Annotated in this window: 18 protein-coding genes; 6 read left to right on the forward strand and 12 right to left on the reverse strand. The window is 67.5% G+C overall.

Going from position 1 to position 14,302, the window contains the following annotated elements; translation table 11 throughout:
• Window positions 1–75 precede the first annotated feature (75 nt).
• The 4 genes from DMX10_RS09465 (at window position 76) to DMX10_RS09480 (ending at window position 3,570) form a co-directional block, all read left to right on the forward strand.
• Window positions 76–996, forward strand: a complete 921-nt coding sequence (locus tag DMX10_RS09465; protein ID WP_111260849.1) for an urea transporter — start codon at window positions 76–78, stop codon at window positions 994–996.
• 41 nt (window positions 997–1,037) lie between these two features.
• On the forward strand, window positions 1,038–1,880 hold the full coding sequence (locus DMX10_RS09470; RefSeq protein ID WP_111260850.1) for an ion transporter: 843 nt from the start codon (window positions 1,038–1,040) through the stop codon (window positions 1,878–1,880).
• Window positions 1,867–2,484: a hypothetical protein gene (locus tag DMX10_RS09475; RefSeq protein WP_111260851.1), complete on the forward strand. Its 618-nt coding sequence runs from the start codon at window positions 1,867–1,869 to the stop codon at window positions 2,482–2,484. Before DMX10_RS09470 ends, DMX10_RS09475 begins: the two co-directional genes overlap by 14 nt.
• Before the next feature lie 87 nt (window positions 2,485–2,571).
• Window positions 2,572–3,570, forward strand: coding sequence for a sulfate ABC transporter substrate-binding protein (locus DMX10_RS09480; protein ID WP_111260852.1), 999 nt, complete (start codon window positions 2,572–2,574; stop codon window positions 3,568–3,570).
• 75 nt (window positions 3,571–3,645) lie between these two features.
• Here DMX10_RS09480 and DMX10_RS09485 read toward each other — a convergent pair whose 3' ends face one another.
• The 11 genes from DMX10_RS09485 to ccmA form a co-directional block, all read right to left on the reverse strand.
• Window positions 3,646–4,209, reverse strand: coding sequence for a DUF4124 domain-containing protein (locus DMX10_RS09485; RefSeq protein ID WP_111260853.1), 564 nt, complete (start codon window positions 4,207–4,209; stop codon window positions 3,646–3,648).
• Window positions 4,210–4,326: 117 nt separating this feature from the next.
• On the reverse strand, window positions 4,327–4,731 hold the full coding sequence (locus DMX10_RS09490) for a hypothetical protein (RefSeq protein WP_111260854.1): 405 nt from the start codon (window positions 4,729–4,731) through the stop codon (window positions 4,327–4,329).
• A 25-nt stretch (window positions 4,732–4,756) separates the two neighbouring features.
• Window positions 4,757–5,965, reverse strand: a complete 1,209-nt coding sequence (gene ccmI / locus DMX10_RS09495) for a c-type cytochrome biogenesis protein CcmI (RefSeq protein WP_111260855.1) — start codon at window positions 5,963–5,965, stop codon at window positions 4,757–4,759.
• Complete coding sequence (locus tag DMX10_RS09500) at window positions 5,965–6,450, reverse strand: cytochrome c-type biogenesis protein (RefSeq protein ID WP_111260856.1); 486 nt, start codon at window positions 6,448–6,450, stop codon at window positions 5,965–5,967. The genes ccmI and DMX10_RS09500 overlap by 1 nt, the downstream gene beginning before the upstream one ends.
• Window positions 6,447–6,983 (reverse strand): DsbE family thiol:disulfide interchange protein, encoded by a 537-nt coding sequence (locus tag DMX10_RS09505; protein WP_111260857.1) that lies wholly within the window; start codon window positions 6,981–6,983, stop codon window positions 6,447–6,449. Before DMX10_RS09505 ends, DMX10_RS09500 begins: the two co-directional genes overlap by 4 nt.
• Window positions 6,980–8,953: a heme lyase CcmF/NrfE family subunit gene (locus tag DMX10_RS09510; protein ID WP_111260858.1), complete on the reverse strand. Its 1,974-nt coding sequence runs from the start codon at window positions 8,951–8,953 to the stop codon at window positions 6,980–6,982. The genes DMX10_RS09505 and DMX10_RS09510 overlap by 4 nt, the downstream gene beginning before the upstream one ends.
• Before the next feature lie 4 nt (window positions 8,954–8,957).
• Complete coding sequence (gene ccmE, locus DMX10_RS09515; protein WP_111260859.1) at window positions 8,958–9,410, reverse strand: cytochrome c maturation protein CcmE; 453 nt, start codon at window positions 9,408–9,410, stop codon at window positions 8,958–8,960.
• On the reverse strand, window positions 9,407–9,583 hold the full coding sequence (gene ccmD, locus DMX10_RS09520) for a heme exporter protein CcmD (protein WP_111260860.1): 177 nt from the start codon (window positions 9,581–9,583) through the stop codon (window positions 9,407–9,409). The genes ccmE and ccmD overlap by 4 nt, the downstream gene beginning before the upstream one ends.
• Entirely contained in the window at window positions 9,580–10,335 is a 756-nt protein-coding gene (locus DMX10_RS09525) for a heme ABC transporter permease (RefSeq protein WP_111260861.1), read from the reverse strand. The genes ccmD and DMX10_RS09525 overlap by 4 nt, the downstream gene beginning before the upstream one ends.
• Window positions 10,336–10,500: 165 nt before the next feature.
• Window positions 10,501–11,172: a heme exporter protein CcmB gene (gene ccmB / locus DMX10_RS09530; protein ID WP_111260862.1), complete on the reverse strand. Its 672-nt coding sequence runs from the start codon at window positions 11,170–11,172 to the stop codon at window positions 10,501–10,503.
• On the reverse strand, window positions 11,169–11,804 hold the full coding sequence (gene ccmA / locus DMX10_RS09535) for a cytochrome c biogenesis heme-transporting ATPase CcmA (RefSeq protein ID WP_256604780.1): 636 nt from the start codon (window positions 11,802–11,804) through the stop codon (window positions 11,169–11,171). The genes ccmB and ccmA overlap by 4 nt, the downstream gene beginning before the upstream one ends.
• Window positions 11,805–11,955: 151 nt before the next feature.
• On the opposite strand from ccmA, the gene DMX10_RS09540 reads away from it, so the two are divergent.
• Both DMX10_RS09540 and DMX10_RS09545 read left to right on the forward strand, forming a co-directional pair.
• On the forward strand, window positions 11,956–13,494 hold the full coding sequence (locus DMX10_RS09540; RefSeq protein WP_111260864.1) for a flagellar hook-length control protein FliK: 1,539 nt from the start codon (window positions 11,956–11,958) through the stop codon (window positions 13,492–13,494).
• A gap of 37 nt (window positions 13,495–13,531) precedes the next feature.
• Entirely contained in the window at window positions 13,532–13,867 is a 336-nt protein-coding gene (locus DMX10_RS09545) for an EscU/YscU/HrcU family type III secretion system export apparatus switch protein (RefSeq protein WP_111260865.1), read from the forward strand.
• On the opposite strand, the gene DMX10_RS09550 is transcribed toward DMX10_RS09545, so the two are convergent.
• On the reverse strand, window positions 13,857–14,285 hold the full coding sequence (locus tag DMX10_RS09550; RefSeq protein ID WP_111260866.1) for a rhodanese-like domain-containing protein: 429 nt from the start codon (window positions 14,283–14,285) through the stop codon (window positions 13,857–13,859). The genes DMX10_RS09545 and DMX10_RS09550 overlap by 11 nt on opposite strands.
• Between the last annotated feature and the right edge of the window lie 17 nt (window positions 14,286–14,302).

Here is a 14,302-nt window from a genome sequence, read left to right on the forward strand (position 1 = left end):
TCCGGCAGGTCGAATGCCGTCCGCAGGCGCCGCGTCCCAGGGACGGGCGCCTTTTCCCTTTCAACCGGCCACACCATGCGACACCTTCCTCTGCCTTGCGATGCCCGTTCCTGGGCCAGTGCCCAGCTCAACGGTTTCAGCCAGATCTTCCTGCAGCGCCACCCCGGCTGCGGCGTCCTGCTGCTCTGCGCCATCCTCGTCGGCGCGCCACAGTTGCTCGGCGGTGCCCTGCTCGGCGGTTTCGCCAGCTGGCTCACCGCCCTGCGCCGGGGCTACCCGCGCGAGGACGTGGAAGCCGGCCTCTACGGCTACAACGGCGTGCTGCTGGGCATGTTGCTGGGTTCGCGCTTCGAATGGACGCTGCACCTGCCACTGCTGATCGTCTGTTGCGCCGGCCTTTCTACCCTGCTGCTGCACCGCCTGTTGCGCAACGCGCGGGAACGCCAGTGGCTGCCCGCCTTCACCAGCCCCTTCGTCGGCTTCGGCTGGGTGCTGCTGTGGCTGGCCCATGGACTGCAGCTGACTGCCCTGCCAACCCCGCCGGCGGCCATTCTCGATGCCGACACCACCGGCCTGTTCCTCGCCCTGCTGCGTGGCTTCGGCCAGGTGATCTTCCTCGCCGACCCGCTGGCCGGGGCCTGCGTGCTCCTCGCCCTGCTCCTGTCCTCCTGGCGGGTAGCGCTCTGGGCGTCATTCGGCAGCGCCCTGGCGCTGGCACTGGGCCTCTGCCTGAAACTGCCCACCGACACACTGCTGGCCGGCCTGTTCAGCCTCAACGGCGTGCTGATCGGCATCGCCCTGGGCAAGCGCCTGGCCAGCCTGCCGGTGGTCATCATCGGCGTCACCCTCGGCGTGCTGCTGCAACCCGGCTTCGCCACCTTCGGCCTGCCCGCCATGACCGCGCCATTCATCCTCGCGTGCTGGCTGGTGATTGCCGGCGGCCGCCTGCTGCGCCAGAACGGCACGCGGCCGCGCCCCACCCGCCTGCGCCACTGAAAGGGCGGCTCTGCTAAGGTTCGTCTCCTGAGGAGGACTCCATGGCCGAGCCACACAGCAGGCGCGAGCGTCTGTACAGCATCATCTTCCAGGCCGACACCCCGGCCGGGCGGCGCTTCGACACCTGGCTCATCTGGCTGATCCTGGCCAGCCTGGCCGTCGTGCTGCTGGACAGCGTCGAGCACATCCACCGCCGCCACGCCGGCCTGCTGTCGGGGCTCGAATGGGCGATCACCGCGCTGTTCATCGCGGAATACCTGCTGCGCCTTTACAGCGCGCCGAAGCCGCTGCGCTACGCCTTCAGCTTCTTCGGCCTGGTGGACCTGATGGCGATCATCCCCGGGGTGGTCGCACTCCTCTATCCGGATGCCCAGTACCTGTTGATCGTCCGCGCCCTGCGCCTGGTGCGGGTGTTCCGCATCTTCAAGCTGCGCCACTACCTGGTGCAGGCGAACTTCCTGCTCAGCGCGCTACGCGGCAGCCAGCAGAAGATCGCGGTGTTCCTGCTCAGCGTCTCCACGTTGGTGGTGGTGTTCGGTGCATTGATGTACGTGATCGAAGGTCCGGAGAACGGTTTCACCAGCATTCCCACCAGCATCTACTGGGCGGTGGTGACCCTGACCACCGTCGGCTTCGGCGACATCACCCCGAAGACGGCACTGGGCCAGGCAGTGGCCAGCCTGGTGATGATCACCGGCTACTCGATCATCGCCGTGCCCACCGGTATCTTCAGCGCCGAGCTGGCCAACGCCATGCGCCAGGAGGGGCAACTGGACAAGGAGTGCGCCACCTGCCGCAAGCGCGGCCACGAATCCGCCGCGAGCTTCTGCAGCCGCTGCGGCAACCCGCTTTTCCCGCGAGGAGGCGAACATGAAACAACTTGATCAGGCACGCTGGGACGCCCTCTGGCTGCGCCTGGGCGCGCCCGCGCCCGAAGGCAGCTTCGATCAGCTGCGCGAGGCCTACGGTGCGCCCCAGCGCCAGTACCACAGCACCGCACACATCAGCGCCTGCCTGGGCCACTTCGACGAATGGAGCCACCTGGCGGACCACCCCGACCGGGTCGAACTGGCGCTCTGGACCCACGACCTGGTGTACGACCCGCAGCGCCAGGACAACGAGGCAGCCAGCGCCGAGCAGACGGTCGCCTGGCTGCTCCAGGCCGGGCTTGGCGAGCACGGCGAGGCGCTGCGCGGGCTGATCCTCGCCACCCGCCACATGGAACCACCGCGTGCCGGTGACGCCGAGCTGGTGGTGGACCTGGACCTGTCGATCCTGGCAGCCCCGAGGGAGGTCTACGACGCCTACGAAAAGGCCGTGCGCGCCGAATACGAATGGGTGCCGGAACCGCTGTTCCGAGCTGGGCGCAGCAAGCTGCTGAAGCAGTTGCTGGACATGCCCCGCCTCTACCACAAGACCCCGCTCGCGCAACGCTGGGAGCAGCCGGCGCGCGAGAATCTGCTTGGCGCCCTGAAGGCCTTGGCCTGAGAATAAGCAAATTCGTTTTCAGTATTTAAAAGAATATATGGCACACCGCTATATTCCCTTGCCCTCACCCCCTAGAAGGAACGATCCGTGAAACGTCTGTTCTCCGCTTCGCTGCTGGCAGCGGGCCTGGCCCTGGCCAGCGCGGCCCAGGCCGCCCCCACCCTGCTCAACGTCTCCTATGACGTGATGCGCGACTTCTACAAGGACTACAACGCCGCCTTCCAGAAGCACTGGCAGCAGGAGAAAGGCGAGAACATCACCCTGCAGATGTCCCACGGCGGCTCCAGCAAGCAGGCCCGTGCCGTGATCGACGGCCTGCCCGCCGACGTCATCACCATGAACCAGGCCACCGACATCAACGCCCTGGCCGACAACGGCGGCCTGGTGCCGCAGAACTGGGCCGAGCGCCTGCCGAACAACAGCGCCCCGTTCACCTCCGCCACCGTGTTCATCGTGCGCAAGGGCAACCCCAAGGGGCTGAAGGACTGGCCGGACCTGCTCAAGGACGGCGTCCAGGTGGTGGTGCCCAACCCCAAGACCTCCGGCAACGGTCGCTACACCTACCTCTCCGCCTGGGGCTACGTGCTGAAGAACGGCGGTGACGAGAACAAGGCCAAGGAGTTCGTCGGCAAGCTGTTCAAGCAGGCGCCGGTGCTCGATACCGGTGGCCGCGCCGCCACCACCACCTTCATCCAGAACCAGATCGGCGACGTCCTGGTGACCTTCGAGAACGAAGCCGAAATGATCGCCCGCGAATTCGGTCGTGGCGGCTTCGAAGTGGTCTACCCGAGCGTCTCCGCCGAAGCCGAGCCGCCGGTGGCCGTGGTCGACAAGGTGGTCGACAAGAAAGGCACCCGCGAGGCCGCCGAGGCGTACCTGAAGTACCTGTGGAGCGACGAGGGCCAGACCATCGCCGCCAACAACTACCTGCGCCCGCGCAACCCGGCGATCCTCGCCAAGTTCGCCGACCGCTTCCCCAAGGTCGAATTCCTCTCCGTGGAGAAGACCTTCGGCGACTGGCGTGACGTGCAGAAGACCCATTTCAACGACGGCGGCGTCTTCGACCAGGTCTACACCGGCCAGTAAGCCGGGCGGCAGACACGAAAACGGCGACCCTGGGGTCGCCGTTCTTGTTTGTGGATCAGGCCGGAGTCGCCGGCCTCACTGCCCAAAGGTGCTGGCCCATTCGCCGAACTTCATGCACAGGCCGAAGCTCATCACGTCATCGGTATCGGCAAGGCAGTTGACCGCCAGGCGCGCCGTGCCGCCCTTGGCGTAGTCGCTCGCGCAGGCCTTCTCGTTGCGCTTCATCTCCTTGTAGGCCGTGTCCATCTTGTACATGGCGTCATCCAGCTGCGCCTGGGTAGCGCGCTTCTGGCGCACGGCCTCGCGACCGATCTTCTGCGTCTCGGTGATCAGCGACGGCATGCGGCGGATGGCGGCGGCACATTGCACCATGCCCTTCTGGTGCAGTTGCCCGGGGTTCAGGTTTTCCTCGTCGTCCTCGAACAGGGTGCTGCGCGAAGAGGTGCGCTGGAGCTCGGAGTCGTCCAGGCCCTGGATGGTGTTCACCTGCAGCTTCTGCTCGGTGACATTGCGGCTTTCCGGTGGCGGGGTATCGGTGAAATGCACCTTCCCCTGTTCGTCGCGCCACTGGTAGACCTGGGCGAGAACCGGCTGGGCGATGAGCATGGACAGAAAGGCCAGGGCGATGCGAGCGAACATCCTTGTGCTCCAAATGGCAGAACGCCAGCACAGTACACAAGGGCTGCCAGGCTGTCCACGCGCCGCGGTGACGGTGGTCGGAACGGCATGACCGCGCGTCAGGACGCGCGGCCGGGCTCAGGGGTGGCGACGCCCGAGACCGGCGGGCACGCCGCTGGAATCGGTGGCCTGCCAGGGGCCGCTGGGGCTGTTGGACCAATGCCAGCCCTGGTCCCAGTGGTAGTAGGTGCGCTCGCGGTAGTAGAGGTCCTGCTCGCCTTCGAGCACATAGACCCCGAGCGCCGTGTCCCAGTAGCAGGCAGCGCCGGGCGGCGGCGCGTAGCGCGGGTGGCTCTTCATCCGCGTGACCTTGGGCGGCAGCGGCTGGGACGGCGTCACCGGCGGGCGGTTCTGCTGGCCGGGCGGCGGCAGCTGTCGCGGTGCAGCGGGCCCGCCGCCGTGCTCGGGAGCCGGCGGCTGCAGGGAGCAGCCGGCAAGGCCGAGGAGCAGGCAGGCAAGGAAAAATCGAAGGGTCGAATTCATGGCTGCGTGCTCGTCGGTCGGTGGATCAGGGCTGGTCCGGGCTGTCGATGGTCAGGCGCTGCTGCTCCTGCACAGCACTAGACAACGCCGGGCTGCGTCCGATCCATTCGCCTGCCTTGGCATTGCCCTCGCGGGAGATGCGCGCCACCAGCTGCACCTGGGCGAAGTTGGAAATCTTCAGCTGCGGCATCATCGCATCGGCGTCGCTGAGCACCACCTCGGCCGGCAGGTCCTTCACCGTCAGGCGCTTGACGGCCAGCGGCATGGGCGGGCCTTCGGCAGCGCGGGCGAAGATGAACACCGCATCCCCCGGCTGCACCTTGTCCTTGAGCGCGGAGGCCAGGTCGACACGGACCTTCAGCTGCGGCATGGACTTGGTGAGGGTATCGCGCTCCGGCAGCGTTTCACCGCTCTCGGCGAGCTTCTCGCGGGCACGCTCGATACCGCCCTGCAGGGCGCCGCGGGACGGGTCGTCCTGCGGCAACACCGCGATCAGGCGTTCCCAGTAGCCGATGGCGTCCTTGAAACGGCCCTCCTCGAAGCCGGCGATACCCAGCAGGCCAAGGCTGGTGACTTCGTTGGCATCGGCCTTCAAGGCCTCTTCGGTCAGCGCCTGCACCTCGGGGGTGAAGCGCTTCTGGCTGGCGAAATACAACGCCTGGGCCCATTGCCCCAGTAGCTCGGGCTGGCGACCGGCGACCTGCACGGCGCGCTCGTAGGCCTTGGCGGCATCGCCGGCACGCTCCTGGGCCATGTAGGTACGGCCGAGGAAATACCAGCCTTCGGCGGAATCCGGCTGCGCCTGCACGACCTTTTCCAGGCGCGCGGTCATCTCCTCGATGGTGCGCGGCTGCTCGCGCATCTCGCGGGCCAGCTCGACCTTGTCGCTGGCGCCCCAATGCAGGTACAGGCCGATGCCCAGCAGCGGCACGGCCAGCGCGACAGCGAGCGGCAGGGCCTTGCCGAGGCGCGAGCTGCGGCCGGTGTCGGCACCCTCGGTGTCGGCCAGCAGCTCACGCGCGGCTTCGGCACGGCCGGCCTCGAGCTGCTCCTCGGTGAGTGTGCCGGCTGTGCGCTGGCCCTGGAGCTCGGCCAGGCGCTCCTGGTACAGGGCGACGTTGAGTGCGGTGCGATCCTCTTCGGCCTGGGCCTTGCGGCCACGCAGCACGGGGATCAGCAGGAATGCGAGGGCGACCAGCAGGAGCAGGCCGGCGGCGAGCCAGAAATCGATCATCAGTGGTTCTTGTCCTGAGTCTCTTGATTGAGCAGCGCATCCAGGCGGGCGCGCTCATCGCTGGAAAGCAGTGCGTCGCCGGGGGCGTTCTCGACGCGGCGGCGGCGCAGCACGATCACCCCGAGCACCAGCAGGCCGCCCACCAGCAGGCCCGCCGGGCCGTACCAGAGCAGCAGGGTGCGGCCGTTGACCGGCGGCTTGTAGCGCACGAAGTCGCCGTAGCGGGCGACCAGGTAGTCGACGATCTCGTCGTCGCCCTTGCCCTCTTCCAGCATGCGGAAGATCTCGCGGCGCAGGTCGGTGGCGATGGGCGCATTGGAGTCGGCGATGTTCTGGTTCTGGCACTTGGGGCAGCGCAGTTCCTCGGTGAGCACGCGGAAACGCTCGCGCTCGGCCTCGTCCTTGAACTCGTAGGTGTCGATGGCCGCGCGGGCCACGCCGGTGAGGGCGAGGCCAAGGGCCAGGGTGGCGAGCAGGCGCTTCATTGGCCGGCCTCGTCGACCAGGGCCTGGTACAGCGGCGCCAGTTGCTCGCGCCAGACGACTTCGTCGATCACGCCGACGAACTTGTGGCGGATGATGCCGTCCTTGTCGATCAGGAAGGTCTCGGGGGCGCCATAGACGCCCAGGTCCAACCCGAGGCTGCCCTGCTCGTCGCGGATGTCCAGCTGGTAGGGGTTGTGGAACTCCTTCAGCCATTTCAGCGCCGCAGCGTTGTCGTCCTTGTAGTTGACGCCGTGGATCACCACGCCCATCTGCGAGAGCTTGTTCAGCACCGGGTGCTCGACCCGGCAGGAGATGCACCAGGTGCCCCAGACGTTGACCAGTGCCGGCTTGCCCTTGAGGTCGGCCTCGCTGAGGTTGCGCGAGCCGTCCACGGACTGCAGCGAGAACGCCGGGAAGGGCTTGCCGATCAGCGCCGACGGCAGCTCGGCGGGGTCGAGGAACAGACCGCGATAGAGGAACACCGCCACGCCCAGGAAGATCACCAGGGGCAGCAACAGGATCAGGCGCTTCATGCTTGCGCTCCAGCCATGCCCAGCGCGTCACGCACGCGGGTCTTCACCTTGACCCGGTAGCGCGGGTCGAACGCTGCCAGCACGCCGCCCAGGCCCATCAGCAGGCCGCCGAGCCAGATCCAGCGGACGAAGGGCTTGACGTGCACGCGCACGGCCCAGGCGCCATCCCCCAGGGGTTCGCCCAGGGCCACGTAGAGGTCGCGGGTCAGGCCGGCGTCGATGCCCGCCTCGGTCATCACCGATTGCTGCACGGTGTACAGGCGCTTCTCCGGGTGCAACACGGAAATTTCGCGGTCGCCGTCGAGCACGCGCACGGTGCCCTTGTCGGAGGTGAAGTTGGGGCCCTCGTGGTGGGCGGCGCCCTCGAACACGAAGCGATAGCCCCCCAGCTCGACGGACTCGCCCGGGGCCAGGCGCAGGTCGCGCTCGGCGCTGTACTGGCTGGAAAGCACCACGCCCAGGGCGCACACGGCGATGCCGGCGTGGGCCAGTTGCATGCCCCAGTAGCTGCGGGTCAGGCTGCGGGCGCCCTTGATCAGGCCCTTGTGGCGGGTCTTGTCGAGCAGATCGCGCACACCGGCCAATACCACCCAGGCGGCCAGGGCGAACACCGCCAGCACCGCCCAGTGGAAGTCGCCATAGACGAACGCGCCGAGCAGGCCGAGTACCAGGCTGCCGATCAGCACCGGGCCGAGCATGCCCAGCAGCCACTTCATCGGGGTGTCCTTCCAGCGCACCAGCACGCCGACCGCCATGACCACCATCAGCAGCGCCATCAGCGGCACGAACAGGGCGTTGAAGTACGGCGGCCCCACCGACAGCTTGGCGCCGGAGATCGCGTCCAGCACCAGGGGGTAGAGGGTGCCGAGGAGGATCATCGAAGCGGCCACCACCAGCACCAGGTTGTTCACCAGCAGCAGGGTCTCGCGGGACCACAGGGCGAAGCCCACCTGGCTCTTGACCACCGGCGCGCGGACGGCGAACAGGGCCAGCGAGCCGCCCACCACCATCAGCAGGAAGATCAGGATGAACACGCCGCGCTCCGGGTCCGAGGCGAAGGCGTGCACGGAGGTCAGCACGCCGGAACGGACCAGGAAGGTGCCCAGCAGGCTGAGGGAGAAGGCGGCGATGGCCAGCAGCACCGTCCAGCTCTTGAACACGCCGCGCTTCTCGGTCACCGCCAGGGAATGGATCAGTGCGGTGCCCACCAGCCAGGGCATGAAGGAGGCGTTTTCCACCGGGTCCCAGAACCACCAGCCGCCCCAGCCGAGCTCGTAGTAGGCCCACCAGGAGCCGAGCACGATACCAACGCTGAGGAAGGCCCAGGCGATGATGGTCCACGGACGCGACCAGCGAGCCCAGGCGGCGTCGAGGCGGCCGCCGAGCAGTGCGGCGATGGCGAAGGCGAAGGCGACCGAGAAGCCCACGTAGCCCATGTAGAGCATCGGCGGGTGGACGATCAGGCCGAAGTCCTGCAGCAGCGGGTTGAGGTCGTTGCCGTCGGCCGGCATGTTCGGCAGCAGGCGGTTGAAGGGGTTGGAGGTGATGATCAGGAACGACAGGAAGCCGATGCTGATCATGCCCATCACCGCGAGCACGCGGGCCAGCATCACCTCGGGCAACTGCCGGGAGAACACCGACACGGCGAAGGTCCAGCCGCCGAGGATCAGCGCCCAGAGCAGTAGCGAGCCTTCGTGGGCCCCCCACACGGCGCTGAACTTGTAGTACCAGGGCAGCGCGCTGTTGGAGTTGCTGGCGACGTAGGAGACGGAGAAGTCGTCGACCATGAAGGCGTAGGTGAGGCAGCCGAAGGCGAACGCCAGGAAGGCGAACTGCCCCCAGGCGGCGGGCTGGGCCAGGCTCATCCACTGGCGATCACCGCGCCAGGCGCCGATCAGCGGCAGGGTCGCCTGCACGGCGGCCATGCACAGGGCGAGGATCAGGGCCAGGTGGCCGAGTTCGGGAATCATGGAATCAGCCCTCTTTCTTCGCGGGGGCCATCTGGCCGCTTTCTTTCAACGCCTTGGTCACTTCCGGCGGCATGTATTTCTCGTCGTGCTTGGCCAGCACTTCATCGGCCACCAGCACGCCCTCGGCGTCCAGCTTGCCCAGGGCGACGATGCCCTGCCCCTCGCGGAACAGGTCCGGGAGGATGCCGTGGTAGCGGATGGTCACGTCCTTGGCGAAGTCGGTGACCACGAACTGCACCTCCAGGGAATCCTGCGAGCGCTGCACCGAGCCATCACGCACCATGCCGCCCGCGCGGATGCGGGTGTCCTTCGGCGCTTCGCCGTTGGCGATCTGCGTGGGGGTGTAGAACAGGTTGATGTTCTGTTGCAGCGCCGACAACGCCAGCGCCACGGCGACTCCCACACCGGCCAGGATGGCCAGGATGATGAACAGGCGCTTCTTGCGGACCGGATTCACTTCGACTCCTCCCGGCGCAAACGGCGCGCCTCGTCTTGCAGGTAGCGACGGCGCGCCATCAGCGGCAGCGCGACGTTGAGGATCAGGATCGCCAGGCTGATGCCGTAGGCGGTCCAGACATAGAGGCCGTGATGGCCCATGGCGAGGAACTCGCCGAACGTTGCGAAATTCACGATGCCTTCTCCACCAGTGCCTTCACCTCCGCCTTGACCCAGCTGGCCCGCGCCTCGCGGCGCAGCACGTCCAGGCGCATGCGCAGCATCAGCACGGCGGCGAAGAAGCAGTAGAAGCCCAGCACCATGATCAGCAGCGGCACCCACATTTCGGCAGGCATGGCCGGTTTCTCGGTGACGGTGAAGGTGGCCGGCTGGTGCAGGGTGTTCCACCACTCCACCGAGTACTTGATGATCGGGATGTTGATCACGCCGACGATGGCCAGCACCGCGCAGGCCTTGGCGGCGCTGTCACGATTGCTGATCGCCTGGCCCAGGGCAATGACACCGAAGTAGAGGAAAAGGAGGATGAGCATCGACGTCAGTCGGGCATCCCACACCCACCAGGCGCCCCAGGTCGGGCGGCCCCAGATGGCCCCGGTGAGCAGCGCGATGGCGGTCATCCAGGCGCCGATGGGCGCGGCGGCCTGCAGGGCGACGTCGGCCAGCTTCATCTTCCACACCAGGCCGACCACGCCGCACACCGCCAGCATCACGTAGCAGGACTGCGCCAGGAAGGCGGCCGGCACGTGGATGTAGATGATGCGGAAGCTGTTGCCCTGCTGGTAGTCCGGCGGCGCGAAGGCCAGGCCCCAGACCAGGCCGGCGAGGATCAGGATGCCCGCCGCCCAGGCGAACCAGGGCAGCCAGCGACCGCTGATCTCGTAGAACCATTTGGGCGAGCCCAGCTTGTGGAACCAGGTCCAGTTCATGAAAGCTGCCTCAAAACTACTGCGCTTGCCGATACGGCGTTGAAAGCAGGCTCGGGCTGCTCATTCAGGGCGACTAAACTCCGCGCCCTCGCCTGCTTTCGCCTTGTCTCGGCTGCGCTCGCTACGTTTTTCAACAGCTTTCTCATGATCAGGCAACTCTGTTTCTTATTCGCCGACGCTGATGGTCAGGCCGGCGGCAATGGCAAAGGGAGTCAGGGTCACCGCCAGGGCGGTGAGGCAGGCCAGCCACAACAGGTGGCCCACCGCCGGCAGTCCTTGCAGGGCCGCTTGCATCGCCCCGCTGCCAAGGATCAGCACCGGGATGTACAGCGGCAGAATCAACAGCGCCAGCAACAGCCCGCCGCGCTTGAGACCAACGGTCAGGGCAGCGCCGACCGCGCCGAGCAGGCTCAGCACCGGCGTACCCAACAGCAACGAACCGAGCAGTACCGGCAGGCAGCGCGCAGGCAGGCCCAGCATCAGCGCCAGCAAGGGCGCCAGCAGCACCAGTGCCAGCCCGGAAAAAAGCCAGTGTGCCAGTACCTTGGCCAAAACCAGAAGCGGCAGGGGGTGCGGCGAAACGACCCACTGTTCCAGCGATCCATCCTCGAAATCACTGCGGAAAAGCCCGTCCAGAGAGAGCAGGACGGCCAACAGGGCCGCGACCCAGACCAGCCCCGGAGAAAGGCTTTGCAACAATTGCGTCTCCGGACCGACGGCCAGGGGGAACAAGGCGATGACGATAGCGAAGAACACCAGGGGGTTGGCCAGCTCCGCCGGTCGGCGGAACAGCAGGCGCGCTTCGCGGGCGACCACCAGGCCGAATACACGGATCATGCGGCGCGCCGCCCGAGGTCGAGTTCGCGGTAGCCGGCGGGGGCGCGGGCCATGCTGTGGTGGGTGGTGAAGACCACCAGGCCACCCGCATCGCAATGCTGGGCCAGGTGTTCCTCAAGTTGCGCCACGCCCTGCTTGTCGAGGGCGGTGAAGGGTTCGTCGAGGATCCAAAGCGGCGGCGCATCGAGGTACAGGCGCGCCAGGGCCACGCGGCGCTGCTGGCCGGCGGACAGGGTATGGCAGGGGACGTCCTCGAACCCGCGCAGGCCCACCGACTCCAGCGCCTGCCAGATGGCATCGCGGCTGGCCGGCTGGTGCAGGGCGCAGAGCCAGGCGAGGTTCTCTTCGGGGCTGAGCAGGCCCTTGATGCCGGCGGCATGCCCGATCCACAGCAGTTCGCGGGCGAGTTCACCGCGCTGCCCGGCCAGGGCCACGCCCTTCAGCCGTACTTCGCCGGCGGTCGGCTGCATCAGCCCGCAGAGCAGGCGCAGCAGGCTGGTCTTGCCGCTGCCGTTGGGGCCGGCCACCTGCAGCATCTCGCCGTGGCCCAGGCGCAGGTCGAGCCGCTCGAACAGCATCCGCCAGTCGCGCTCGCAGGCGAGGTCGTGGGTCTCGAGATAAGGACTGGTCACGGCAACGGATACCCTGGGGGAACTCAAGTCATGGAGGTGCCGGCCGCTATACTCAGGTGCGCGCGAATTCGGCGCCCGGCCCGGACGGGGCGGCATTATACATGTCCACCACGGCCCCCGAAGGGGGCTTTTCAACAGGTTGTTACCCTTGATGACCGAGATCAGTTCCTCGCGCCCCATCAGTGCCACCCCGGCGGCCAGCCGCCCCGCACAGACGGTTGCGGAAGCCGCCGTGAAGCTGCTGCAGCCGATCGGCGGACTGCTCGCGGCGGGTGACAGCGCGGACGCCGAAGTGGTCAGCGTCAAGGAAAACGCACAGAACAGCTTCCAGGTGCTGCTCAAGCTCACCCTGAACGGCGGCCAGCAGGCCACGGTGGAAGCCAGCAGCAACCGTCCCCTGGCCCAGGGCAGCCTGCTCAACGTCACCGCCGTCTCGGAAACCCGACTGATGGTGGCCCTGCAGCCCGGCGGCACCGCCGTACTGGACAGCATCGATCTGGACCAGTTGCCGGTGGGCACCCTGGTACAGGGCAAGGTGGTCTCCAGCGAGCAACTGGCCGAGGCCCGCAGCACCGTCTACCGCTCCCTGATCAACCTGATCAACACACCGCTGGCCGGTCGCCAGATGGCGGTGGAAGGCCCGCTGCCACTGCCCATCGGCAGCCTGCTGAGCGCCCAGGTGCAGAGCAGCCAGTCCCTGCAGTTCCTGCCCCTGTCCGCCCAGCTCGACCAGCTCGCCCTCACCCAGCAGCTCGCTACCCAGCAGAGCCGCCAGGGTTCGCTGGAGGGCCTGGTACAGGCGCTCAAGGGCATGGGCGACGCGCTCCCGAGCAACCTGCGCGGCAGCGTCGACCGCCTGCTGGCGAGCCTGCCCGACGCCTCTCAGCTCAGTGACGCCAAGCTGCTGGCCAAGGCCATGGAGAACAGCGGCGCCCTGCTGGAGGCGCGCCTGCTGGCCGGCCATGGTGCAGCCCTTGGCCAGGACATCAAGGGCAACCTGCTGCGCCTGATCGCCCAATTGCTGCCCAACCTGCCCAACGGCCCAGCCGCGCTCCCCACCGCCGGCGCCAGCAACGCCATGGCCCAGGCCCTGCCGGCCTTCATCCGCAGCGCGCTGGGCTCCCTGGGCCAGGCCAGCGCCCGGCAACAGGCCCTGAGCTTCCCCCTGCCCTCGCGCCTGGCGCAGCAGGCCGAGGGCGAAGGCGACCTGGAGCTGCTGCTGAAGATGGCCGCCGCCGCCGTCTCGCGCCTGCAAACCCATCAGCTGTCGAGCCTCGCCCAGTCGCAGATGACCCCCGAGGGCAACCTGCTCACCACCTGGCAGCTGGAGCTGCCCATGCGCAACAACCAGGACATCGTGCCCCTGCAGGTGAAGGTGCAGCAGGAGCAGACCCCGCAGAAGCGCAAGGAAGAACAGAAGGAGACCCTGTGGCGCATCGAGCTGGCCTTCGACATGGAGCCGCTGGGGCCGCTGCAGGTACAGGCACAACTGATGCGCGGCGCCATCTCCAGCCAGCTCTGGGCCGAGCGCGCGCGCACCGCGAGCCTGATCGATGGTGAATTGCCCAACCTGCGTGAGCGCCTGGTGTCCGCCGGCCTCGAAGTCAGCGAGCTGGCCTGCCGCCAGGGCATACCGCCACAAGGCCCGCGCACCAACCTGCAGCAGCGCTGGGTGGACGAGACCGCATGAACGCCCTGCCCTTCCCGCTCACCCGGAGCACACCGCAATGACCCAGGCCAAGCAGCCACGCCAGGCCATCGCCCTCTCCTACGACGGCGCCACCGCCCCCAGCCTGACCGCCAAGGGCGACGACGAACTGGCGGAAGCGATCCTCGCCATCGCGCGGGAGTACGAAGTGCCGATCTACGAGAACGCCGAACTGGTGCGCCTCCTGGCGCGCATGGAATTGGGCGAGGCCATTCCCGAGGCGCTCTATCGCACCATCGCCGAGATCATCGCCTTCGCCTGGTACCTCAAGGGCAAGTGCCCGGCAGGCTTCGTCGCCGATGGCGAACGCGACGTCACCCCAGCAGTGCCGTTGCTGGGCGGCCCTAGGGGCTGAACGCCAGCACCTCGCCCTCCACCCCCTTGCCCAGCGGGAAGTCGAGCAACTGCCAGGCGAAGTAACCATCGCGGAAGTAGAACACCTGCTTGTAGCCCCAGCTCACCGCGAGCTGCGCCGCCAAGGCGCCTCTCGGGCAGACGTCGCTGTCGCAATAGATCACCAGCGGCACGTGCCGGGGCCAGTGGGGCATCGCCAGGCCGGCGAAGCGATCGGCCAGGTCCAGGTGCACGGCGCCATGCACATGGCCCCAGCTCCATTCCGCGGAAGGCCGCACATCGATGAACAGGGCGCCGTAGTCATACAGCCGCTTGGCCTGGAGCACATTCACCGTGGTCGCTCCCTTGACGCTCAGGGGAGCTTCCTCGGCTACGGCAAACGGCAGGACGCACAACAGCAGGAGCGGCAGAAGTCGCATGACGGACCTCGCGGAAT

This window comes from Pseudomonas sp. 57B-090624 (assembly GCF_003234055.1).
GTDB lineage: Bacteria > Pseudomonadota > Gammaproteobacteria > Pseudomonadales > Pseudomonadaceae > Metapseudomonas > Metapseudomonas tohonis.

What these genes read in the sequence shown, in the direction of transcription:
- DMX10_RS09465 (WP_111260849.1), top strand. Translation starts at nt 76, where the DNA reads ATGCGACACCTTCCTCTGCCTTGCGATGCCCGTTCCTGGGCCAGTGCC.
- DMX10_RS09470 (WP_111260850.1), top strand. Translation starts at nt 1,038, where the DNA reads ATGGCCGAGCCACACAGCAGGCGCGAGCGTCTGTACAGCATCATCTTC.
- DMX10_RS09475 (WP_111260851.1), top strand. Translation starts at nt 1,867, where the DNA reads ATGAAACAACTTGATCAGGCACGCTGGGACGCCCTCTGGCTGCGCCTG.
- DMX10_RS09485 (WP_111260853.1), bottom strand. Translation starts at nt 4,209, where the DNA reads ATGTTCGCTCGCATCGCCCTGGCCTTTCTGTCCATGCTCATCGCCCAG.
- DMX10_RS09490 (WP_111260854.1), bottom strand. Translation starts at nt 4,731, where the DNA reads ATGAATTCGACCCTTCGATTTTTCCTTGCCTGCCTGCTCCTCGGCCTT.
- ccmI (WP_111260855.1), bottom strand. Translation starts at nt 5,965, where the DNA reads ATGATCGATTTCTGGCTCGCCGCCGGCCTGCTCCTGCTGGTCGCCCTC.
- DMX10_RS09500 (WP_111260856.1), bottom strand. Translation starts at nt 6,450, where the DNA reads ATGAAGCGCCTGCTCGCCACCCTGGCCCTTGGCCTCGCCCTCACCGGC.
- DMX10_RS09505 (WP_111260857.1), bottom strand. Translation starts at nt 6,983, where the DNA reads ATGAAGCGCCTGATCCTGTTGCTGCCCCTGGTGATCTTCCTGGGCGTG.
- DMX10_RS09510 (WP_111260858.1), bottom strand. Translation starts at nt 8,953, where the DNA reads ATGATTCCCGAACTCGGCCACCTGGCCCTGATCCTCGCCCTGTGCATG.
- DMX10_RS09525 (WP_111260861.1), bottom strand. Translation starts at nt 10,335, where the DNA reads ATGAACTGGACCTGGTTCCACAAGCTGGGCTCGCCCAAATGGTTCTAC.
- ccmB (WP_111260862.1), bottom strand. Translation starts at nt 11,172, where the DNA reads ATGATCCGTGTATTCGGCCTGGTGGTCGCCCGCGAAGCGCGCCTGCTG.
- DMX10_RS09540 (WP_111260864.1), top strand. Translation starts at nt 11,956, where the DNA reads ATGACCGAGATCAGTTCCTCGCGCCCCATCAGTGCCACCCCGGCGGCC.
- DMX10_RS09545 (WP_111260865.1), top strand. Translation starts at nt 13,532, where the DNA reads ATGACCCAGGCCAAGCAGCCACGCCAGGCCATCGCCCTCTCCTACGAC.
- DMX10_RS09550 (WP_111260866.1), bottom strand. Translation starts at nt 14,285, where the DNA reads ATGCGACTTCTGCCGCTCCTGCTGTTGTGCGTCCTGCCGTTTGCCGTA.